Source organism: Sphingomonas sp. S6 (genome assembly GCF_043498045.1).
GTDB lineage: Bacteria > Pseudomonadota > Alphaproteobacteria > Sphingomonadales > Sphingomonadaceae > Sphingomonas.
This window is the reverse complement of the sequence record NZ_JBIEOE010000001.1, coordinates 275,760-296,054: the sequence shown is the minus strand read 5'-3', so window position 1 is coordinate 296,054 and position 20,295 is coordinate 275,760. Positions and strand designations below refer to the sequence as shown.

General features: G+C 66.1%; 18 protein-coding genes and 2 tRNA genes. 11 read left to right on the top strand and 9 right to left on the bottom strand.

Going from position 1 to position 20,295, the window contains the following annotated elements:
• Window positions 1-23: 23 nt before the first annotated feature.
• The 7 genes from ACGVWT_RS01410 to dapA all read right to left on the bottom strand — a co-directional run bounded on the left by ACGVWT_RS01410 (window position 24) and on the right by dapA (window position 9,586).
• Window positions 24-2,405: a response regulator gene (locus tag ACGVWT_RS01410; protein WP_315461357.1), complete on the bottom strand. Its 2,382-nt coding sequence runs from the start codon at window positions 2,403-2,405 to the stop codon at window positions 24-26.
• A gap of 232 nt (window positions 2,406-2,637) precedes the next feature.
• On the bottom strand, window positions 2,638-4,659 hold the full coding sequence (locus ACGVWT_RS01405; RefSeq protein WP_315461358.1) for a M13 family metallopeptidase: 2,022 nt from the start codon (window positions 4,657-4,659) through the stop codon (window positions 2,638-2,640).
• A gap of 169 nt (window positions 4,660-4,828) precedes the next feature.
• A complete protein-coding gene (locus tag ACGVWT_RS01400; protein WP_315461359.1) occupies window positions 4,829-6,892 on the bottom strand; it encodes a M13 family metallopeptidase in 2,064 nt (687 codons plus the stop codon).
• Between the two features lie 75 nt (window positions 6,893-6,967).
• Entirely contained in the window at window positions 6,968-7,531 is a 564-nt protein-coding gene (locus tag ACGVWT_RS01395; RefSeq protein ID WP_116461313.1) for a DUF2062 domain-containing protein, read from the bottom strand.
• A gap of 20 nt (window positions 7,532-7,551) precedes the next feature.
• A complete protein-coding gene (smpB, locus tag ACGVWT_RS01390) occupies window positions 7,552-8,034 on the bottom strand; it encodes an SsrA-binding protein SmpB (RefSeq protein WP_017978988.1) in 483 nt (160 codons plus the stop codon).
• A gap of 41 nt (window positions 8,035-8,075) precedes the next feature.
• Window positions 8,076-8,621: a DUF805 domain-containing protein gene (locus ACGVWT_RS01385; RefSeq protein ID WP_315461360.1), complete on the bottom strand. Its 546-nt coding sequence runs from the start codon at window positions 8,619-8,621 to the stop codon at window positions 8,076-8,078.
• Between the two features lie 80 nt (window positions 8,622-8,701).
• Complete coding sequence (gene dapA, locus ACGVWT_RS01380) at window positions 8,702-9,586, bottom strand: 4-hydroxy-tetrahydrodipicolinate synthase (protein WP_315461361.1); 885 nt, start codon at window positions 9,584-9,586, stop codon at window positions 8,702-8,704.
• A gap of 79 nt (window positions 9,587-9,665) precedes the next feature.
• On the opposite strand from dapA, the gene ACGVWT_RS01375 reads away from it, so the two are divergent.
• The 5 genes from ACGVWT_RS01375 to ACGVWT_RS01355 all read left to right on the top strand — a co-directional run bounded on the left by ACGVWT_RS01375 (window position 9,666) and on the right by ACGVWT_RS01355 (window position 14,074).
• Window positions 9,666-11,690: a lytic transglycosylase domain-containing protein gene (locus ACGVWT_RS01375; RefSeq protein ID WP_315461362.1), complete on the top strand. Its 2,025-nt coding sequence runs from the start codon at window positions 9,666-9,668 to the stop codon at window positions 11,688-11,690.
• A 5-nt stretch (window positions 11,691-11,695) separates the two neighbouring features.
• The gene (locus ACGVWT_RS01370; protein WP_116461317.1) at window positions 11,696-12,181 is read left to right on the top strand and encodes a GreA/GreB family elongation factor; all 486 of its coding nucleotides are present in this window, start codon (window positions 11,696-11,698) and stop codon (window positions 12,179-12,181) included.
• Window positions 12,182-12,230: 49 nt separating this feature from the next.
• The gene (locus tag ACGVWT_RS01365) at window positions 12,231-12,473 is read left to right on the top strand and encodes a hypothetical protein (RefSeq protein ID WP_315461363.1); all 243 of its coding nucleotides are present in this window, start codon (window positions 12,231-12,233) and stop codon (window positions 12,471-12,473) included.
• A gap of 186 nt (window positions 12,474-12,659) precedes the next feature.
• Window positions 12,660-13,445: an NYN domain-containing protein gene (locus ACGVWT_RS01360; protein ID WP_315461364.1), complete on the top strand. Its 786-nt coding sequence runs from the start codon at window positions 12,660-12,662 to the stop codon at window positions 13,443-13,445.
• A gap of 56 nt (window positions 13,446-13,501) precedes the next feature.
• Window positions 13,502-14,074: a Uma2 family endonuclease gene (locus ACGVWT_RS01355; RefSeq protein ID WP_315461365.1), complete on the top strand. Its 573-nt coding sequence runs from the start codon at window positions 13,502-13,504 to the stop codon at window positions 14,072-14,074.
• A gap of 6 nt (window positions 14,075-14,080) precedes the next feature.
• Here ACGVWT_RS01355 and ACGVWT_RS01350 read toward each other — a convergent pair whose 3' ends face one another.
• Together ACGVWT_RS01350 and ettA are read right to left on the bottom strand one after the other, a co-directional pair.
• Window positions 14,081-14,509 carry a ribose-phosphate pyrophosphokinase gene (locus tag ACGVWT_RS01350; protein ID WP_315461366.1) on the bottom strand — a complete coding sequence of 143 codons (429 nt, stop codon included), beginning with the start codon at window positions 14,507-14,509 and terminating at the stop codon, window positions 14,081-14,083.
• On the bottom strand, window positions 14,509-16,188 hold the full coding sequence (gene ettA, locus ACGVWT_RS01345; RefSeq protein ID WP_394425130.1) for an energy-dependent translational throttle protein EttA: 1,680 nt from the start codon (window positions 16,186-16,188) through the stop codon (window positions 14,509-14,511). The genes ACGVWT_RS01350 and ettA overlap by 1 nt, the downstream gene beginning before the upstream one ends.
• 190 nt (window positions 16,189-16,378) lie before the next feature.
• Here ettA and ACGVWT_RS01340 point away from each other — a divergent pair, with 190 nt between their 5' ends.
• The 6 genes from ACGVWT_RS01340 (at window position 16,379) to ACGVWT_RS01315 (ending at window position 20,286) form a co-directional block, all read left to right on the top strand.
• A complete protein-coding gene (locus ACGVWT_RS01340; RefSeq protein WP_315461367.1) occupies window positions 16,379-17,788 on the top strand; it encodes a M20/M25/M40 family metallo-hydrolase in 1,410 nt (469 codons plus the stop codon).
• Window positions 17,789-17,944: 156 nt separating this feature from the next.
• A complete protein-coding gene (locus ACGVWT_RS01335) occupies window positions 17,945-18,208 on the top strand; it encodes a hypothetical protein (RefSeq protein ID WP_017978999.1) in 264 nt (87 codons plus the stop codon).
• Window positions 18,209-18,380: 172 nt separating this feature from the next.
• Window positions 18,381-18,456, top strand: a tRNA-Ile gene (locus ACGVWT_RS01330).
• Window positions 18,457-18,500: 44 nt separating this feature from the next.
• Window positions 18,501-18,577: transfer RNA gene (locus ACGVWT_RS01325), tRNA-Pro, on the top strand.
• A gap of 258 nt (window positions 18,578-18,835) precedes the next feature.
• Window positions 18,836-19,753 (top strand): helix-turn-helix domain-containing GNAT family N-acetyltransferase, encoded by a 918-nt coding sequence (locus tag ACGVWT_RS01320; RefSeq protein WP_315461368.1) that lies wholly within the window; start codon window positions 18,836-18,838, stop codon window positions 19,751-19,753.
• Window positions 19,750-20,286: a GNAT family N-acetyltransferase gene (locus tag ACGVWT_RS01315; RefSeq protein ID WP_315461369.1), complete on the top strand. Its 537-nt coding sequence runs from the start codon at window positions 19,750-19,752 to the stop codon at window positions 20,284-20,286. Before ACGVWT_RS01320 ends, ACGVWT_RS01315 begins: the two co-directional genes overlap by 4 nt.
• The last annotated feature ends 9 nt before the right edge of the window (window positions 20,287-20,295 follow it).

The following is a 20,295-nucleotide window of genomic DNA, read 5'->3' as shown; positions in this document are numbered from 1 at the left end:
AACCACTCGTTTGTAACGGTGTGCTACCGCGTCGTGAGGACGTCGCGCGCGGCTTCCGCCAATTGCTGCACGCTGAAGGGCTTGGGCAGGAAGGCGACGTTGTCGAGGTCGATTGACTTGCGCAATTGCTCCTCGGCATAGCCCGACATGAAGATGATCGGCAGGTCGGGATAGCGGTCGCGCGCGTGGCGGACCATCGTCGGGCCATCCATCGTCGGCATCACCACGTCGCTGATGAGCAGGTCTGGCCGGCCGCTACGATCGAGCAGTTCCAGCGCCGCCTCGCCATTTTCGGCGGTCATCACCGTGTAGCCCTGCCGCGTCAGCGCGCGTTCGGCGACGGCGCGGACCATATCCTCGTCCTCGACGAGCAGGATGGTGCCCGTGCCCCAGACCTCGACCGGCTTGGCGGGCGCCCGCGGTGCCGGCGCGCGGGTCGCCGTGCCCGCCGCGTGGACAGGCAGGTAGATGCTGAAGGTCGCCCCCTGCCCCGGCTTCGTATCGGCGAAAATCCAGCCGCCCGACTGTTTGACGATGCCATAGACGGTGGACAGGCCAAGCCCCGTGCCCTTGCCCACCTCTTTGGTCGTGAAGAAGGGTTCGAAGATTTTCGGCAATACCTCGGGCGGGATGCCGCCGCCGGTATCGCTGACGATCAGTGCGGTGTAATCGGCGACCGGCAGGATGTCGGTGCCCATCGCCCGCACGTCGGCCGCGGTGACGCTGCGCGTCTGGATAGTGAGCGTGCCGCCACCGCGCGGATTGTGCGCTAGCATCGCGTCGCGCGCATTGACCGCGAGATTGACGACGACCTGTTCGAGCTGCCCCGGATCGGCACGCACGGCGCCGAGGTTGCGGCCATGGCTGACGTCGAGGCGGATCTGTTCGCCCATCAGTCGCTTCAAAAGGTTGGACACCTCCGCCACCACATCGGGCAGCTGCAACGTCTGCGGGCGGAGTGTCTGCTGGCGGCTGAACGCGAGCAGCTGGCGCGTCAGGCTGGCGGCGCGGTTCGAATTGGTGCGGATCTGCTGGATGTCGTCGTAATCGCTGTCACCCGGCGAGTGGCGCATCATCATCAGATCGCAATGGCCGATGATCGCGGTGAGAATATTGTTGAAATCGTGCGCGACGCCGCCGGCGAGCTGACCCACGGCCTGCATCTTGGTCGCCTGTGCCACTTCGCGCTTCAGGCGGCTTTCCTCGCTATTGTCCTTGAGGCTGAGCAATACGGCCGCATCGCCCAGGCCGCGGGCGCCGGCGATGGTGAGCGCGACCGGTTCGTCGGGATGGTCTTTCAACCGCACCGCCATGTCCGACGAATGCGTCGCGCCGCTGGCGAAGCGGCGGATCGCATCGGCGACCGCCGCCTTGTCCTCGCGCACCACCAGATCGCCCGGATAGAGGGGCGCCGCGGCGGGATCGACGCCGGCCGCGCGAACGAAGGCGTCGTTCATCTGGAGGAAGCGGCCCTCGCGATCGACCAGCGCCATGCCGAAGGGCATCAGGCTGACGAGGCTGCGGACATGTTCGGAGGCGCTGGCACCAATCGCCGGCGCGGTGTCCACGTCATCGAGCAGGGCAATCAGCGTCGGCGCATCGGGAATATCGGTGAAGGGGATCTCCACCACGCGCAACGGCGTGCCGTCCAGCCCCTCGCGCTCGAAGCGGACGAGGCCGCGGCTGTCGGTGATGAGCAGGCGGGCGAAGTCGCGCCCCTCCAGCCCCGCGTCGGCAGCGATGGCGCGCCGGGCGAGCAGGCGGTTGGCGGCACGGACGCGGCCGTCGCTGCCCAGCAGCGCGGCCATGACACCGGACGTGCCGAGCCGCTCGCCCATCGCCCCGGTGACCAGCGCTTCGGTGGACGCGGCAGCATCGTGCTGCCGGACGATGGCAAAGCGCCAGACGAGCATATCACCCTCGTCGCCGGCGCGGGCGATCTGCGCGGTCAGCCGGTGCGGTCCGGCACGCAGGCCCCGCACCTCGCCATGACCGTCTCGCCAAGCGATGCGGCCGGCGTTGCCGAGTTCGGCGACACCCTCTCCCGCCAGCGGCAGGCCGGGCGGTGTGGGGAAACCTTCGAACAACGCCTCATAGGCGTCGTTGGCGCAGACGAGGCGGCCGGCGCGATCCGTGATCGCCACGGCATCGGTGCTCGCCTGCGCGACTGCGCGGGTGAAGGCCCAATCGATCGTCGGCGAAGGGGACACCTTGGACGGCGCCAGCATCCGCCACGCGATCACCGCGCCTGCGGCCACGATCCCCGTGGCGATGAACCCCGCCGCGGCGATGATGCTGCCGACCAGCCACAGCACGAGCGCCGCGGCCGTCACCGTCGCGGCGCCGGCGACGAGCGCAGCGGCACGGGTGGGGTTCAGATGTGTCGAAAGGGGGAGCGATGCCATGCCCGCCCGTCATCGCGGGATCGGGCGGGGCGCGTCAAGCGATTGGTGTAGTGGGCTATCGCGCGGGCGATGTCGTTGCAGCAATCAGGGCGAACCGTACCGTCATTGCGAGCGCCGCGAAGCAATCCAGGGCGTCCTGGTCCGGCTCTGGATTGCCGCGCTTCGCTCGCAATGACGGGCTTAGGTTGATGCCTTAGCCCCCCCCGTCATCATCGGAGGGGGGGCGTATCCCTTACCAGATGCGGACGCGCTGATCCGGCGTCAGAACCAGCTTGCCACCGGGCGCAGGCTTGTAGGCGCCGTACCAAGGATCGAGGTTGCGGACGACCCAGGCGCGCTGCTGCGACGGGCTGTGCGGATCGGTCATAAGGCGCTGCTTCAGGTTCGCCTCGCGATAGTTGCGGCGCCACACCTGCGCCCAGCCGAGATAGAAGCGCTGGTCGCCGGACAGGCCATCGATCACCGGCGCCTCGCGCCCGCCCAGGGACGCCTTGTACGCGTCATAGGCGACCGAGAGGCCGGCGAGGTCTGCGGTGTTCTCACCCAACGTCAGCGCGCCGTTGACGTGCATACCGGGCAGCGGTTCGTAGGCACTATACTGGTCGACGAGCCGCTGGGTCAGCGCCTTGAAGCGCGTGACGTCCTCCGGCATCCACCAGTCGGTCAGCTGACCGTGTGCGTCGTACTTCGATCCCTGGTCGTCGAAGTGATGGCTCAGCTCGTGACCGATCACCGCGCCGATGCCGCCATAATTGACCGCAGGGTCCGCCTTCGGATCGAAGAACGGCGGCTGCAGGATCGCGGCGGGGAAGACGATCTCCACCATGCCGAAATTGGCATAGGCGTTCACCGTCATCGGGGTCATGCCCCATTCCCAGCGCTGCAACGGCTTGCCGAGGTGGCTGATATTGTATTCGTGACCCCATTGGCGCGCGCGCAGGGCGTTGCCGAAGGCGTCGCCCTTGACGATCTTCAGGTTGCCGTAATCGCGCCACTGGCTGGGATAGCCGATCTTCGGCGTGAACGCGGCGAGCTTGGCGTGCGCCTTCACCTTCGTCTGGGGCGCCATCCATTCGAGCTTGTCGATGCGCTTGCCCATCGCGGCGATGACGTTCTTGACCAGCTGGTCGGCCGACGCCTTCGTTTCGGGCGGGAAATATTGCGCGACGTAAAGCTTGCTGACCTCGTCCGACAGCGCGCCGCTGGTGAAGCCCACCGCGCGCTTCCAGCGATCTTCCTGCTGCGGCGTGCCCGACAGCGTAGTGCCGTAGAAGGCGAATTGTTCGTCGTCGAACGCCTTGGGCAACACGCCCGCAAATCCGTCGAGGCTGCGGACCAGCAATTGATCCTGCAACACGCCGATCGGCGCGGCGCCAATCAGCTTGGCGATGCCGGTCACGGCGCTCGGCTGCGACACGATCAGCGAATCGACAGGCGTTCCGACGCCCTTCAGATAGGTGACGAAGTCGAAGCCCGGCGCACTCTGCACCAGCTGCGCGACCGTCATCTTGTTATAGGTCTTGTTGGCGTCGCGACTGTCGACGCGGCTCCAGCTGACCTGCGCGATCTGCGTCTCGAAATCGACGATCGCCTTGGCACGCGCGGCGGCATTGGGTTCGCCGGCGAGCGTGAGCACCTTGGTAAGGTGCGCCTCATAGGCGGCCTTCTCCTTGGCGTTCTTGTCCTGGAGGTAATAGTCGCGGTCGGGCAGGCCGAGGCCCGACTGGCGCATCTCGACGACATAGGTTTCGGGCGCCTTGTCGTCCTGGCCGACACCGCTGCCGAACGGAATCGACACGCCGTTGCGGTCCGCCTGTGCGAGCAGCGAGGCGTAATTCGCCTTGGTCGAGCGCTTGATCGTGTCGAGCCACGGCTTGATCGGCGCAAGGCCCTTCGCCTCGATCGCGCCGGTGTCGAGATAGGTCGCGTACGCCGTGCCGATCTTGGAGCCGGGCTGCTTGGCGGCGGCCTCCAGAATGCCCCGGGTGCGATCGCGCGACAGATCGGCGAGCGTGTCGAATGCGCCGAAGCTCGACTTGTCGGCCGGGATTGCGGTGGTCTTCGCCCAGGTGCCGTTGGCGTAATTGTAGAAATCGTCGCCCGGCGCGATGCTGCGGTCCATGCCCGCTTCGTCGAAGCCGAAGGCGCCGATCTGCGGCTTGCCCGCTGCGGCGGCGGTAGGCGCCTGCTGCGCATAGACGGCGCCGGCAAGCGCCGAGGCGCCGAGCAGGCCGGCGATGAGATAGGTCTTCATGGTCTCTCCCCGATGGGTCGGTCTGTTCTTTTATGTGTCACTGCGAGCGGAGCGACGCAATCCAGAGCCGGATCAGGACGCCCTGGATTGCCTCGCTTCGCTCGCAATGACGAATAACGGAAAAAACAAAACCGCCGCCCGCAGATGGTCGCGAGCGGCGGCGGCAGGATCACCAGATCTTGATGCGATCGGCGGGGGCCAGATAGAATTTCTGGCCCGGCTTCACCGCAAACGCCGGATACCAGGCGTCGAGGTTGCGAACGACATAGGCGCGCCACTGGCCCGGCGTGTGCGGGTCGGTGGTCAGCTGGTTCTTGATCGAGGCCTCGCGTGCCTTGGTCTGCCACACCTGGCCGAAGCCCATGAAGAAACGCTGCTCGCCGGTATAGCCGTCGATGACGGGCGCTTTCTTGCCCTTCAGCGACAGCTTGTAGGCGTCATAGGCGACATTGATGCCGGCGAGATCGGCCATGTTTTCGCCCAGCGTCAACTTGCCGTTCACGTGCGTGCCGGGGATGGGCTCGTAGGCCGCATATTGCGCGACGACCTTGTCCGTCAGCGCGTTGAAGCGCGCGACGTCCTGCGGCGTCCACCAGTCCGAGAAATTGCCCTTGGGGTCGAACTTGCGGCCCTGGTCGTCGAAGTGGTGGCTCAGCTCGTGGCCGATCACCGCGCCGATCGCACCATAGTTCACCGCCGGATCGGCGTTGGGGTCGAAGAACGGCGGCTGGAGGATTGCGGCCGGGAAGACTACCTCATTCATCAGCGGGTTGGCGTAGGCGTTCACCGTCTGCGGCGTCATGAACCATTCGCTGCGGTCGACCGGCTTGCCGATCTTGTTAAGCTGACGATTGTATTCGAATTCCGCCACACGGTCGGCGTTGCCGAGCACGTCGCCCTTCACGACCTTCAGCGACGTATAATCGCGGAACTTGTCGGGGTAGCCGATCTTCGGCGTGAACGCGGCCAGCTTGGCGCGCGCCTTCAGCTTGGTCTCGGGCGCCATCCAGGTGAGGTTATTGAGGCGCGTGTCCATCGCCGAAATGAGGTTCCGGACCAGCGCGTCGGCCTTGGCCTTCGATTCGGGCGGGAAGTACTTCTGGACGTAGACCTGGCCGACCGCTTCACCCAGGCTGCCGTTGACGAGGTCGACGCCGCGCTTCCAGCGGTCCTTCAGCTGCGGCGTGCCGTTCAGCGTCGTGCCGTAGAAGGCGAACTGCGTGTTGACGAAGTTCGACGACAGCAACGGCGCAGCGTTCGAGATCGTGTGGAACGCCAGATATTCCTTCCACACCGGCAGCGGCGTTGCCGCGACGATCTTGGCGGTGCCGGCCTGCGCCGACGGCTGGCCGACGATCACGCGGCTCTGGTTGGCGAGCCCCTGCGCGTCCAGCATCGCCTTCCAGTCGAAGCCGGGCATCGCGGTGGCGAGTTGCGCGACGGGCATCGGGTTGTAGCCCTTTTCCACCTGACGCAGTTCGGCGCGATCCCAGTGAACCTCGGCAATCTTCTTTTCGAGGTCGTAGATACGCTGCGCCGCGCCCTGCGGGTCGGGCTGGCCCGCCATGCGCATCATGTCGGCGATATAGGTGACGTACTTGGTCCGCGCCTCGGCGAACTTGGGATCGTCCTTGAGGTAATAGTCCTTGTCCGGCAGGCCCAGGCCGCCCTGGCTGACGTAGACGGCGTAGACGGTGTTGTCCTTCAGGTCCTGCTGCACGCCGGCGCCGATCGGCACGTCGATGCCGTGGCGGGTCGCATCACCGAAGGCGCGGGCGAGATCGGTCTGCGAATTGATCGCGGCGATCTTCGCGAGATAGGGCTTGAGCGGTGTGGCGCCCGCCTTTTCGATCGCGGCGGCGTCCATGAAGCTGGCATAGGTGTCGCCGATCTTGGCGGTGACGGGGTCGCTACCGGGGTTGGTCGCGGCATCCTCGATCACCTTGCGCGTGCGTTCGTCGGACAGGTTCCGCAGGATCGCGAAACCACCCCAGCTCGACCGGTCGGCGGGGATTTCGGTACGGGCCATCCAGGCGCCGTTGACGTAATTGTAGAAGTCGTCGCCCGGCGCAACGCTCTTGTCCATCGCGGTCAGGTCGACGCCGAAGCTGCCGAGCTGCGGCTTGCCGGCGGCGGCGGGCGTGATGGCGGCGGTGGGGCGTGTGCTTTGGGCGTAGACTACGCCGGATGCAGCGGAGGCGAGCAGGAGAGCGGCGATAACCGGTTTGCGCATCGAAGGTCCCTGGTGAGCGAAGCCGGGATTGGCAGACTCACGATGGGCAGTGTTGTAACCAGTTAAAACGCCTCGTCAAACATGGTTTCCGCTGTGACTATGCGCATGCCGATGCCGCCATTTCCGCGCGATCCACAGACGCCAGCCGAGCGCCGTCGCGGCATAGCCGACGACCGCGCACAGGCTGGTCAGGACGATCAGCCCGAGGCCGAAGGCGGGCCCCTGCGCCCATAGCCAGTGGAAGGCGCCGGTGATCGTCTGCAGCCATCCGGTCGCCTCCGCCGCGGGCTGCGCGATGGCGGGCGCATCGCTGTGCAGGATCCAGCTGCCGATCTTATAGGCGAGGAACCACAGGAACGGCGTGGTGAAGGGGTTGGTGATGAAGGTCGTCAGGGCTGCGACGGGCACGTTGGCGCGGAACGGCAGCGCGAACAATGCGGCGATGGCGATCTGCGCGACCGGGAAGAGGAAGCCCGCGACCATGCCGAGAGCGACGCCGCGCGGCACCGAGCGGCGGTTGAAGCGCCACAGGCCCGGCTCCATCACGCGATGCGCGACCGGGCGTAGAAGCCGGTTCGATTCCATCGATTCGCGCGTCGGCATATTGGCGCGCAACCAGCCGAACGTCTTGTGCATCATGCCGGGGCGCCCCGCCGGGTTCAGCCGCGATCGCGCATGATACGTCCGGCTTCCCGCTTCCATTCCCGCTCCTTGATCGCGGCGCGCTTGTCGTGATCCTTGCGCCCCTTGGCGAGCGCCAGTTCCACCTTGGCGCGGCCACGCCCGTTGAAATAGACGCTGAGCGGCACGAGGGTCATGCCCTCACGCGCGACGGCGCCGTGGAGCTTGTTTATCTCGCGTTCGTGAAGCAGCAATTTACGCGGACGCTTGGCTTCGTGGTTGAAGCGGTTGCCGTGGCTGAATTCGGGGACGTTGGCGTTGACCAGCCAGACCTGTCCGTCGCGCACCTCGGCATAGCTTTCGCCGATGCTGCCCTCGCCGAAGCGCAAGGATTTCACTTCGGTGCCGGTGAGCGCGATCCCCGCCTCGTAGACGGTATCGATGCTGTATTCGAACCGCGCCTTGCGGTTCTCGGCGACGATCTTCTTCTTGTCGAAGGTGGCGGGCTTGGGACGCGACATTGGGCGCGATGTAGGGAGTGGCGGGGTCGGAGGGAAGCGCCTTACCGATCTATCGACGCGGATGTTCGGCTGGGGCGGCATAGCAGCACGATCAACACTACCAGTGAGCCGAGATATAGCAGGTTGTTGACGAACAGCAGCATGAACCACCCCATGGCGGAGTCGGTCGCCGCAAAAACCCGCGACATCGCACCAATTCCGAGGAACAGGAACGGCACAGGTAGTACACCCAACATAGGAGTGACGCCGGCGTCACGAAGCCTCCGCGCGACGGCAGCGGCCAGCAGCGCAACGCCTATCGCCGTTACCAAAGCCATGCCCCACAATAGGTTACCGAAATCTGGCATTAGCTCAGGATGATAGCCCTCGACGCGAATAGCGTAGCCAGCTCCAGACTGAGTGACTTGGGCAAGATCGGGATGCTCGTTTGCAAACTGCTGCATCCGTTCCATGCTGGACAGTATCGGCGGCATCATGACGACCATCATAGCCGCCATCATCAGAAAGACGACAATGCCGGCGTGGGGCCAGAATTGCGCCCTGGTGTCACGACCACGAAAATTAAAAAGGTTCGCAAAACCCCGCATAATAGCCGGTCCCCCCACTACTGAGATGATCAGCTATTGCACGGGTAATCACAATAACCGCCTCTGCAATCCTCTGGCGTTTAAATCAGCCCCGCATGCGCCAGCGCCGCGTCAACCGCCGCACGTGACGCTTCGGACGGCCAGGTCATCGGCAGGCGCAACCCCCTGGGGAAGTCGGGACGAACGCGGGTCATCGCGTACTTTACCGGGCCGGGCGAAGCGTCGGTGAACAGCGCATCGTGGAGCGGCCAGAGGCGGTCCTGCAATGCCAGCGCCTTGGCATAGTCACCCGACTGGCACGCGGCATGAAACTCGGCGCACAGGCGGGGCGCGACGTTGGCGGAGACGCTGATGCAGCCCCTACCCCCCATCGCGTTGAAGGCGAGCGCCATGTCGTCATTGCCGGACAGCTGTACGAAGTCTGGACCGCAGCCTTCCCGATGCGCCGACACGCGGGCGATGGCGCCGCTGGCGTCCTTCACCGCGACGAAGATCTTGGGGAAGGCGGTGACGATGCGGGCCATCGTGGCGGGCTGGATGTCGGTGACGGTGCGGCCGGGAACATTGTAGAGGACGATCGGCAGGTCCGCCGCCTCCGCCAGCCTGGCGAAATGCTGGTAGATGCCCTCCTGGCTCGGCCGGTTGTAATACGGCGGGACCATCAGCGCTGCATCAGCGCCCGCCTGTTTCGCGCGGGCGATATTGGCGGCGGCGACCACCGTGTCGTTCGATCCGGCGCCCGCGATCACCGGCACGCGGCCCGCGGTCTGGTCGACGCAGACGCCGACGATGTGGAAATGCTCCTCGGCGGTCAGCGTTGCCGCCTCGCCCGTGGTGCCACAGGGAACGAGCGCCGACGAGCCCTCGGCGATCTGCCAGTCGACCAGCGCGCGATAGGCAGCCTCGTCGAACTGGCCATCGTCGGTGAACGGCGTGACGAGGGCGGGAATCGAACCTGAAAACATGAGGTAATTTGCGCTCCTGCTGCGTCCGATGCAGCGTTTCGTTCAGGACAGATACGGGCGCAGGCCCTATGATGTCCACATGCACTCCGCCACCTTGCCCGTCAGCTTGCTCCTCGCCACTTTGGCCGGTGTCTCCGCCGCGCCGCAACAAGGCGGGCAGACCGCCCCGCCAGCCTCGGTACCCGACGCGCTCGAACGCTATCGGACGCAGATGGCGAACATGTCGCCGCAGGCGCCGCAGACCCCGGCGGACGGGGCGATCGCCGCCGCGCTCGCGCAGTGGAAGTCGATCGGGCAAACGGACGCATTTCCGTTCGACAGCTACGCCGGCTTCCTGATGGCGCATCCAGGCTGGCCGAACGAAGCCGCGAACCGCCGCGCCGCCGAACGCAAGGCGGCGACCGCCAGCCCGACAAGCGTCGTCGCCTTCTTCACCCGTTTCCCGCCGCTGACCGCCACCGGCCTCGTCGCGCAGGCGCGCGCCCTGCAGTCGCTCGGCCGAACGGTGGAAGCGCAGACCGCTGCCCGCGCCGCGTGGCGCAAGGGCGTGTTGTCGGCGGACGACGAAGCGGCGGTGCTATCCGGCTTCGGCAGCGCGTTGACGCCCGACGATCAGGATGCGCGGATGGACGCGTTGTTATGGCAGAATGCGACCGGCGTCGCCGCGCGGCAGATCGGCTTCACCAGCTCCGCGAAGCGTCCGGTGTTCGAGGCGCGGCTCGCCTTCCGCAGCAATGCAGCCAATGCCGCGAATCTGGCGATGACGACGCAGGACCAGTTCGCCAGCGATCCGGGCTATATCGCCGACCGGGCGAGCTATTTGCGCGGCGCGGGCGTCTCCCCCACGGCGCGTTCTTGGCTGGCCCGGCCGCGTGCGCTCGCCAGCCGGCCGGGCAATGTCGAAAAATGGTATGAGGTGCTGCTGACCAACGCCCGCGCCGCCAACGCCGACAACCAATATCAGCTCGCCTATGACATCGCGCGGCAGATCGACGACGCCTATCCGGCGGGCACCGACGTATCGACCAAGCCCTATGGCGAGCGGGACGACTATACGAGCCTTGCCTGGCTCGCCGGGCAGGTCGCGCTGAAGCAGCTGTCGCGGCCGGCGGATGCGATGGTGATGTTCGAGCGCTACGGCCGGGGCAGCCAGTCGCCGCAGACGCGGGCGAAGGGCTTCTATTGGGCAGGCCGTGCCGCGGAAGCGGCGGGCAAATCGGCCGAGGCGGCAGGCTATTACGCGCGGGCGGCGGGCTATCGCGACCAATTCTACGGGCAACTGGCGCTGGAACGCACCGGGCGGCCGCTGACGGCGCCGCCCGTCGTCCCCGCGCTCGCCGTGGCGCCAGCGGTGCGGCAGGCGTTCGCAGATCGCGAGACGGTACGCGCCGCGCGTTTCCTGGGCATGATCGGGCAATATCAGGATCAGACCGCCTTCGCCCGCCAGATCGCCGCGGATGCGACGACCGACACCGATCACGTGCTCGCCGCCGATTTGTCGCGCCAGATCGGCCGGCCGGATCTGGGCGTGATGGTCGGGCGGAGCGCGATGCAGAACGGCTTGAGCGATTATTCCGCGACCGGTTTTCCGACGGTGAGCGTTCCCGCGGGCTATGAGGACAATTGGACGCTGATCCACGCCATCTCTCGCCAGGAAAGCCAGTTCGATCGCGCTGCGGTGAGCCATGCCGGTGCGCGCGGCCTAATGCAGCTGATGCCAGCCACCGCGCGCGAGCAGTCGGGGAAGATCGGCCTTGCCTACAATCAGGCATCGCTGACCACCGACCCCAATATGTCGATCATGCTGGGATCGAGCTATTTCCAGCGCGTCTTCGCCAATTACGGCAGCTATCCGCTCGCCATCGCGGCCTATAACGCGGGCGGCGGCAACGTGAACAAGTGGCTGCGCGCGAATGGCGACCCGCGCTCGGGCGCGGTCGACATGGTCGATTGGATCGAGGCGATCCCGTATCAGGAGACGCGCAATTACGTGCAGCGCGTGCTGGAAAATGCCGTCGTCTACGACCTGATGAGCCCGGCGCACGCCAAGTCCAGAGGGCCCGCCAACCTCAGCTGGTATCTGGGCAAGGGACGGCCGGGCTGATCGGCATGGAACAGCGCCCCAATTACATCACGCCCGCGGGCTATGCCGCCCTGCGCGGCGAGTACGACCGGTTGTTCGCGACCGAGCGGCCGGCGTTGGTCGAGACGATCGCCTGGGCGGCGGGCAATGGCGATCGCTCGGAGAACGGCGACTATATCTATGGCCGCAAACGGCTGCGCGAGATCGATCGGCGCTTGGGCTGGCTGGCGAAGCGGATGAAGGCGGCAAAGGTGATCGACCCGGCCCGCGCCGAAGACCGCAGCCGTGCGTGGTTCGGCGCGACCGTGACGATCGCCGACGAGGACGACAATCAGCGCGTACTGACCCTGGTGGGCGACGACGAAGCGGAGGCGGGTGCCGGCCGCGTCGGCTGGAACGCGCCCATCGCGCGGGCGCTGCGCGGGGCGACGGTGGGCGACCTGCGCCGCGTAGTGCTGCCCGCTGGCGAAAAGGAATATGAGGTGATTGCCGTGACTTACCCGGCAGAGTGAGGAACGCTGGCCGCTGCTCTCCCGTTGACGCCATCACAGGAGAGCAGACATGGCAGACAATCCCCGGACCGATACCGCACGCGAGACCGACGATAGCGACCTGATCGAGGGCATGATCCCCGGGGGCGAAGCTGACGCCGGATCCGCTGGCGGCGCGCTGGCCCACGACGTCGGCAGCCAGGATGACCTGACGCGAGCGATCGACGATCCTGACGGTCATGATCGCGTGACCAAACAGGACGATATGGACCACGGTCAGGCGCGGCCCGCCGATCGCGGGCCGAACCGCTAGGCGACGATCTACACGGCTCGAACGTCAGACATCGCGACGACGGCCAGTCCGAACCTGTCGAAGAGCGCCTTTGCGCAGGAGCGTGCATCATTCGACAGGCATCAGGCGACCGCGCCGGCGCAGTTCCGCGGTCTCGACCCGCAATAGCGGTTGACCCCGCCGCCCTGCCCCGCAAGGCTGGTCCCCATGGAAGAGCCGACCCGTAACATCGCCCTGCTGATCGACGCCGACAATGCCTCGTGGCATGCGATCGATCCCGTGCTGACCGTGCTCGCCGAGCTCGGCACGGTGAACATCCGCCGCGTCTACGGCAATTGGTCGAAGCCCGCACTGAAGGGTTGGCGCGACATGACGGTGAAGCACGGCATCGAGCCGCAGCAGCAGTTCGACCTGACCAAGGGCAAGAACGCCACCGACATGAAGATGACGATCGACGCCATGGACCTGCTGTTCCGCGGCCGGATCGGCGGGTTCGGCATCATGTCGTCGGACAGCGACTTCATGCCGCTCGCCATGCGCATCCGGCAGGACGGCATCCCCGTCTACGGCTTCGGCAATGCCAAGACGCCCGAGGCGTTCAAACAGGCCTGTACCCGCTTCATCGACGTCGGCGCGCTGGTGAGCGATGCCAAGGCGGAAGCCACGACCGGCGCGACCGCAGCGACGCCCAAGCCCACGAACGTCGACGTCCCGATCGGTGATTCGCTGCCCCCATCGATTGCCGGCACGCCGCGGGTGAAGAAGCCGATCGATCCCGAATTGATCGCGCTGCTGATCGACGCCTATCAATCGGTAAAGCGGGACGAAAAGGGCTATGTCAGCCTGTCAGCCATGGGGCAGCTCGCCGGCAACCGGTCGAGCTTCGACACCCGCAATTACGGCTATCAGCGCCTGTCGGACCTGATCCAGGCCGTGCCGAACTTCCAGTCGGAGCGCCGGCCCGACGGGGTGTTCGTCAAGCGGGTGCGGTGAACCGCGCGGGGCGGTTCCGCGTTGGTCCTGACATCACACCATGCTAGGCTGCTGCGATGACCGAGATGGCGCCTGTCACCAACGTGCCGCTGCCCGTCAAGCTGCGGGTCGAAGACTATATGCTGCTCGACGAGGCTGGCGCGTTCGACGCATACGGCAAGACCGAATTGCTGGACGGCGAGGTGGTGTACATGAATTCGCAGCATCGCCCGCATGCCCGCGTCAAGTCGCGGTTGCACATTGCGATTGCCGCAGCGCTGTCTGGAAGAACCGATGGACTGGAGGCTTTAGTCGAGGCGGCGATCAAGGTTCCGCCACATAACATCCCCGAACCCGATATCGTCGTGACAGCAGCGGCCGATGGCAGCGGCTTGACCCCTCTCGACTCCGTGCGCCTGATCATCGAAGTTTCGGATACAACGTTGCAGTCGGACTTGACGAGGAAGGCCGCCATCTACGCGCGTGCTGGCGTGCCCGAGTATTGGGTCGTCGACGTCAATGCGGGATTAATCCATCAGATGTCGGGCCCCGATGGAAGCCGCTTTGCGGATAACCGTTCCATAGCGTTCGGAGAGCGGGTCCACGCGGTCACGCTCACCGATTTCATCGTGGATACGGATCGGCTGTAACGGACATCATCGCGTCTGCCAGTATCGGAAAGCCTCTGCCTGCCGTTCCTCCGCAAACGTCAACGCGTCAGGCCCCACCCATTCACCCGTATACCCTGCCTCCGCAGCGGTGCCGATCCACCAGCCCTGCCCCGGCAAGCCATCTGACTGCCGGACGACCAGCACCGCAAGGCCCGGTTCGCCGGCCGCCTCGCCATCAATGTCGATCCGGTCGAGCGTGGCGCACAGCGCGCGCATCTTAGGCCGGGTGAAGCGGTGGCCCAGCGCACTCAGCATTTCGCTGTAGGTCAGCGCCCGGCCCTCACGCGCCGCCGCCACCAGCAGCGCGCGGACCCGCGCGACATCGGCGATGCCGCCCGGCCCGTCCGGCGCGTCGAGACCGTTCGCCACCAGCCAGCCGCCAAGGGTATCCCCCGGCGACTGGCGGCCCGGCATCAGCGCGTCAGCTTCTTGTAGGCGAGGCGCGTCGGACGATCGGCGGCATCGCCCATGCGACGGCGCTTGTCTTCCTCGTAGCTCTCGTAATTGCCCTCGAACCATTCGACATGGCTGTCGCCCTCGAACGCGAGAATGTGCGTGCACAGGCGATCGAGGAAGAAGCGATCGTGGCTGATCACCACGGCGCAGCCCGCGAACGTCTCCAGCGCCTCTTCGAGCGCGCGCAGCGTCTCGACGTCGAGGTCGTTGGTCGGTTCGTCGAACAGCAGGACGTTGCCGCCCTCCTTCAGCATCTTGGCCATATGGACGCGGTTACGCTCACCGCCCGACAGCTGGCCGACCTTCTTCTGCTGGTCGGGACCGCGGAAGTTGAACGCGCCGACATAGGCGCGCGTGCCCAGCTCCTGCTTGCCGAAGCGGAAGACCTCCAGCTCGTCGGAGATTTCCTGCCAGACGTTCTTGTTGGGATCGAGGTCGTCGCGGCTCTGGTCGACATAGCCGAGCTTGACCGTCGATCCGACGCTGATCTCGCCCGCGTCAGGCTGTTCCTGACCGGTGATCAGCTTGAACAGCGTCGACTTGCCGGCGCCGTTCGGGCCGATCACGCCGACGATGCCGCCCGGCGGCAGCGTGAAGTCGAGGTTCTCGAACAGCAGCTTGTCGCCATACGACTTGGTCAGGCCCTTGGCTTCGATCACCTTGCCGCCGAGACGCTCGGGCAGCTGGATCAGGATCTGCGCCTTGCCGGCGACGCGATTTTCCTGCTTCGCCATCAGCTCGTCGAACGCGCGGATACGTGCCTTGGACTTGGTCTGACGCGCCTTGGGGGTCTGACGCATCCAGGCGAGCTCGTCCGCAATCGCCTTCTGCTTGCCGGCCTCTTCGCGCTCTTCCTGTTCGAGGCGCTTGGCCTTCTTTTCCAGATAGCCAGAGTAGTTCGATTCGTAGGTGTAGTAACGGCCGCGATCGAGTTCGAGCACCCAGTTGACGACGTTGTCCAGGAAGTAGCGGTCGTGCGTCACGAGGATGACGTTGCCGGTATATTCCTTGAGGTAGTTTTCCAGCCACGACACGCTTTCGGCGTCGAGGTGGTTGGTCGGTTCGTCGAGCAGCAGGATATCGGGCTTTTCGAGCAGCAGCTTGCAGAGCGCGACGCGGCGCTTTTCACCGCCCGAGAGCTTGGTGACATCGGCGTCGCCCGGCGGGCAGCGCAGCGCCTCCATGGCGACTTCGAGCTGGTTGTCGAGCGTCCAGCCGTCGACCGCGTCGATCTTGCCCTGCAGCTCGCCCATCTCTTCCATCAGCGCGTCGAAGTCGGTGTCGTCCTTCGGATCGCCCATTTCGGCCGAGATGGCGTTGAAGCGATCGACCAGGTCCGCGACCGGGCGCACGCCGTCCTTGACGTTGCCCATGACGTCCTTGGTCGGATCGAGCTGCGGTTCCTGCGCCAGATAGCCGACGCGCACGCCTTCGGCCGCCCAGGCCTCGCCGCTGAAATCGGTGTCCATGCCGGCCATGACCTTCATCAGGGTCGACTTGCCGGCGCCGTTCGGGCCGATGATCGCGATCTTCGCGCCCGGGATGAACTGCAGGTGGATGTTGTTGAGCACGGGCTTGTTGGCGCCCGGGAAGGTCTTGGTCAGACCCTTCATGACGTAGGTATACTGGACGGCCATGTGCCGACGGCTCCTGAAGGCTGGAAAGGGTTGGGAGATTTGCTCCGCCATGTAGCGATTGGCCGGCGCGCGTGCAAATGCCAGCCGCCGAGGCCCGTCGACGCTACCATCTACTGACCCGCTTGTGTGCCGGCGCCGGTTCGGGCACGCGTGAACCAGACCATAAAAACGACAAGGGGATTTACCGAATATGACGCGCGTCGCCCTCGCCCTGCTCTCCCTCGCCGCGACCACGGCCCTGCCCGGCCTCGCGCTCGCGCAGCGGACCGCCCCGCCCGTCCCCGCCCCCGTCGATCCCAAGGTCGCCGCGCTGCGCGATGCGGCGCTGACCGACACGCTGGCGTATGACATCGTCGAGGGGCTGACGACCGAGGTCGGCCAGCGGCTGGCCGCAACCGATGCCGAGGCGCGGGCGCGCACCTGGGCGGTCGCGAAACTCAAGTCGCTCGGCTTCAAGAACGTGCATGTCGAAGAATATCAGATGCCCGTGTGGCTGCGCGGGGCCGAAACGGCGGAGGTTCTCGCCCCCTTCCCACAACAGCTGAAGCTGGTGGCGCTGGGCAATTCGGGCGCAACGCCGGCGAACGACCTCACCGCGCCGCTCGTCGTATTCAAGACTTATGGCGAACTCGCCAATGCCGAGCCCGACAGCGTGCGCGGCAAGATCGTCTACGTCGGCAATGCGATGGAGTCGACGCAGGACGGGTCGAGCTATGGCGCCTATGGCCCGGCGCGCTTCGTCGGGCCGGCGCTGGCAGCGAAAATGGGCGCCGCGGCGATCGTGATCAAATCGATCGGCACCGATCCCCATCGCAATCCGCACACCGGCGGCACCAACTTCCCGGCCGGCACCGCGCCTATCCCCGCTGCGGCGCTCTCCGTATCCGACGGCGATCAGATCGAGCGGATCGCCGCCCGCGGCAAGCCGATCACGCTGAAGCTGACGCTCACCCCGCGCTTCGCCGGAACCGGCACCTCGGGCAACGTCATCGCCGAAGTACCGGGCAGCGACCCGAAGGCGGGCGTGGTGCTGGTGGGCGGGCATCTCGACAGCTGGGATCTCGGCACCGGTGCGATCGATGATGCCAGCGGCGTCGCGATCACCACTGCGGCGGCCAAGCGCCTGCTCGACGGTCCGCGGCCCCGCCGCACGATCCGCGTCGTCTGGTTCGGTGCCGAAGAGCCGGGCGGCTACGGCGGCAAGGAATATGCGCGCGTCCATGGGCAGGAACGCCACGCCATCGCCAGCGAGAGCGATTTCGGCGCCGACCGCGTCTGGCGGTTCGAGGTGAACCTGCCCGACAGTGCGAAGCCGGTGGCGGACCGCTTGCAGAGCGCGCTCGCGCCGCTGGGCATCGCACGTGGGGCCGGTGTTGGCGGCGACGGCACCGATGTCGGCCCGACGCTCGCGCTGGGTGTCGCGGCGGTCGACCTCAACCAGGACGGCACGCGCTATTTCGATACGCATCACACGCCCGACGACACGCTGGAGCGGATCGACCCCGTGCAGCTACGCCAGAACGTCGCCGCTTGGACGACGATGCTGGGCGTGGTCGCCAACGCGCCGGAGGAGATCGGGGCCGTCACGCCGCGTCGCTGATCCGCCGTCGCGGCCCGTCCTAACCCGCGGAGAAGGCCCATTTGCTTTCATTTCGATGAATTTCATGATTGACCGCGGGGAGTCGTGCGGTATTTGGGCTGCCTCGCGACGGCGATCGGGCCGGCCGCGATTTTTGCTTTGCTTGGGAGCATTCGAATGAAGAAGATCGCTTTCGTTCTCGCTGCCGCCGGCCTGATGTCCGTCGCTGCCTGCTCGAAGTCGCCTGAAGCCGCCGCCGTTGAGAACAACGCGGACATGCTGGCGGACAACATGGAAATGCAGGCCGACAACCTGGACGCCATGGCCGACAACACCTCGAACGCGACTGCCGAAGCGGTTCTCGAGAACAAGGCCGACAACATCAACGCCGCTGCGGACAACGTCCGTGACGCCGCTGAAGCCAAGGCGGACAACATGTAATCGCGCTGCGTCGGGCATTCGCTCGACGCGCCGATCTGCTGTTGCACGATCGAAAGGGGCGTTTCCCATGCGGGAGGCGCCCCTTTTCTATTGCCGTTTCTGTTGGGATCACGCGGTTCCCATCTTTCGCTTCCCGCGAAGCTGGGCTAGCGCACGGCCCAGCATCATGGCGGGGCCTGTAGCTCAATGGTTAGAGCTGGCCGCTCATAACGGCTAGGTTGCGGGTTCGAGTCCTGCCGGGCCCACCAAATGCTTGCGTCCACGGCATCCACCGCCTAGGCGCATTCCACGTCGGGGAGTGGCGCAGTCCGGTAGCGCGCCTGCTTTGGGAGCAGGATGTCGCAGGTTCGAATCCTGTCTCCCCGACCATCACCTTCGCGGTCTCACCGGAAGACCACAGGCTGCGGCATGCGACAGATGCCTCGCCGCTGCAGCATCCAGGAAAAACGGTTCGTACAGAACTGCGACCCTGCATTAAGCTCGGCTCGACCGTCGACGTCGTCCCCTTCCTCCCCGCGCTGGTGTATCCCGTTTCGGCGGCACGGCTGTGCATTATCGCACCCGATCTCGCGCCATCCCATAGCGATACTTGACTCCGTCAACTATTTCGAGGCAGCTTGGCAGCCAATGGAAGACGCAGACGTCACCGCCATCCGCCGGTTCAACCGCTTCTACACCCAGACGATCGGCGCGCTCGACGCCCGGTTCCTCGGCACCGAGGCGACTCTGCCCGAGGCTCGGCTGCTGTTCGAGATCGCGACGCGCGAGCCCGTCACCGCAACCGTGTTGCAGGATGCGCTCGGCATGGACGCGGGGTATCTGAGCCGCCTGGTCGCGCGGTTTGCAGCACGCGGCTGGATCGCGCGCGTACGGCGGGACGACGATGCCCGCGCGCGCGATCTCCGGCTGACCGAGGCGGGCCGCGAGGCGTTCGAAGTCGTCGACCATCGCCAGCGCGATGCGGTCAGCGATCTGCTGGCCGCAGTGGACGGACTGGCGCGGCGCGATCTGGTCGAGGCGTTAACGCGCGCTCGGTTGCTACTTGATCCGGCTTCGGGTGGCGCGTTCGTCATCCGCCCCTTCCGTACCGGCGAACCCGCCATGATCGCCGCGCGCCAGTCACTGCTCTACGCCGAGAGCCATGGTTGGGGTCGCGAACTGGAAACGCTCGAGAGCGAGGTGACCGCGGCCTTCCTGCGCGACTTCAATCCGGCGCGCGAGCAATGCTGGGTTGCGGAGATGGACGGGGTCATGGCGGGCGCCGTGTTCGTCACCGATGAAGGCGATGGCGTCGCTCGACTGCGTCTGTTGCATGTCGAGCCCTTTGCCCGTCGCCGTGGCATCGGCGATGCGCTGGTCGCCCGCTGTGTCGGCTTCGCACGGGACACAGGCTACCACACGCTCATGCTGTGGACGCACACGGTGTTGGAATCGGCCCGCCGTATCTATGCGGCGCAGGGCTTCGTGTGTGTCGAAACGGCGATGCACGAGGAGTTCGGCGTACCGCTGCAGGGTGAAACGTGGCGACTGGAGCTGGCAGCATGAGCGGCACCCTGACCATCCGCATCGCCACCGAAGCCGACCTAGGCACGCTGCGCAACCTAATGACGCTGTCGATCGATCGGGGTCAGGCAGAGGTGCTGACCCCGGCGCAGATCGTTGCCAGTCGGGCGGTGATGGGGCTCGACACGCAATTGGTGCGCGACGGCACCTATTTCGTCGTCGAGGACCATGGCGTGCCGGTCGGCTGCGGCGGATGGAGCCGGCGCGCGACACTGTATGGCGGCGACCATAGCAGCGAATTGCGCGACCCGGCGCTGCTCGATCCAGCGAAGGACGCCGCCCGCATCCGCGCCATGTACACCCACCCGGATCATGTCCGGCGCGGCATTGGCCGGCTAATCCTCGACCATTGCGAACAGGCGGCGCGGGCGGCGGGGTTCGCCGCCGTCGAACTGATGGGCACGGCGGGCGGCGTGCCGCTGTATGCCGCCAGCGGCTATAAGCCGATTGAGCGGGCCGATACGCACGTCGAGGGCGTCGTCGTGCCGTTAACGCGGATGCGCAAGCGGCTGTGACTCGAGGCT

Coding starts and splice junctions, on each gene's coding strand:
- dapA (WP_315461361.1), bottom strand. CDS start 9,586: ATGTTTTCAGGTTCGATTCCCGCCCTCGTCACGCCGTTCACCGACGAT.
- ACGVWT_RS01320 (WP_315461368.1), top strand. CDS start 18,836: ATGGAAGACGCAGACGTCACCGCCATCCGCCGGTTCAACCGCTTCTAC.
- ACGVWT_RS01350 (WP_315461366.1), bottom strand. CDS start 14,509: ATGCCGGGCCGCCAGTCGCCGGGGGATACCCTTGGCGGCTGGCTGGTG.
- ACGVWT_RS01365 (WP_315461363.1), top strand. CDS start 12,231: ATGGCAGACAATCCCCGGACCGATACCGCACGCGAGACCGACGATAGC.
- ACGVWT_RS01315 (WP_315461369.1), top strand. CDS start 19,750: ATGAGCGGCACCCTGACCATCCGCATCGCCACCGAAGCCGACCTAGGC.
- ACGVWT_RS01400 (WP_315461359.1), bottom strand. CDS start 6,892: ATGCGCAAACCGGTTATCGCCGCTCTCCTGCTCGCCTCCGCTGCATCC.
- ACGVWT_RS01375 (WP_315461362.1), top strand. CDS start 9,666: ATGCACTCCGCCACCTTGCCCGTCAGCTTGCTCCTCGCCACTTTGGCC.
- ACGVWT_RS01355 (WP_315461365.1), top strand. CDS start 13,502: ATGACCGAGATGGCGCCTGTCACCAACGTGCCGCTGCCCGTCAAGCTG.
- ACGVWT_RS01360 (WP_315461364.1), top strand. CDS start 12,660: ATGGAAGAGCCGACCCGTAACATCGCCCTGCTGATCGACGCCGACAAT.
- ACGVWT_RS01410 (WP_315461357.1), bottom strand. CDS start 2,405: ATGGCATCGCTCCCCCTTTCGACACATCTGAACCCCACCCGTGCCGCT.
- ACGVWT_RS01335 (WP_017978999.1), top strand. CDS start 17,945: ATGAAGAAGATCGCTTTCGTTCTCGCTGCCGCCGGCCTGATGTCCGTC.
- ACGVWT_RS01370 (WP_116461317.1), top strand. CDS start 11,696: ATGGAACAGCGCCCCAATTACATCACGCCCGCGGGCTATGCCGCCCTG.
- ACGVWT_RS01395 (WP_116461313.1), bottom strand. CDS start 7,531: ATGATGCACAAGACGTTCGGCTGGTTGCGCGCCAATATGCCGACGCGC.
- smpB (WP_017978988.1), bottom strand. CDS start 8,034: ATGTCGCGTCCCAAGCCCGCCACCTTCGACAAGAAGAAGATCGTCGCC.
- ACGVWT_RS01340 (WP_315461367.1), top strand. CDS start 16,379: ATGACGCGCGTCGCCCTCGCCCTGCTCTCCCTCGCCGCGACCACGGCC.
- ACGVWT_RS01405 (WP_315461358.1), bottom strand. CDS start 4,659: ATGAAGACCTATCTCATCGCCGGCCTGCTCGGCGCCTCGGCGCTTGCC.
- ettA (WP_394425130.1), bottom strand. CDS start 16,188: ATGGCCGTCCAGTATACCTACGTCATGAAGGGTCTGACCAAGACCTTC.
- ACGVWT_RS01385 (WP_315461360.1), bottom strand. CDS start 8,621: ATGCGGGGTTTTGCGAACCTTTTTAATTTTCGTGGTCGTGACACCAGG.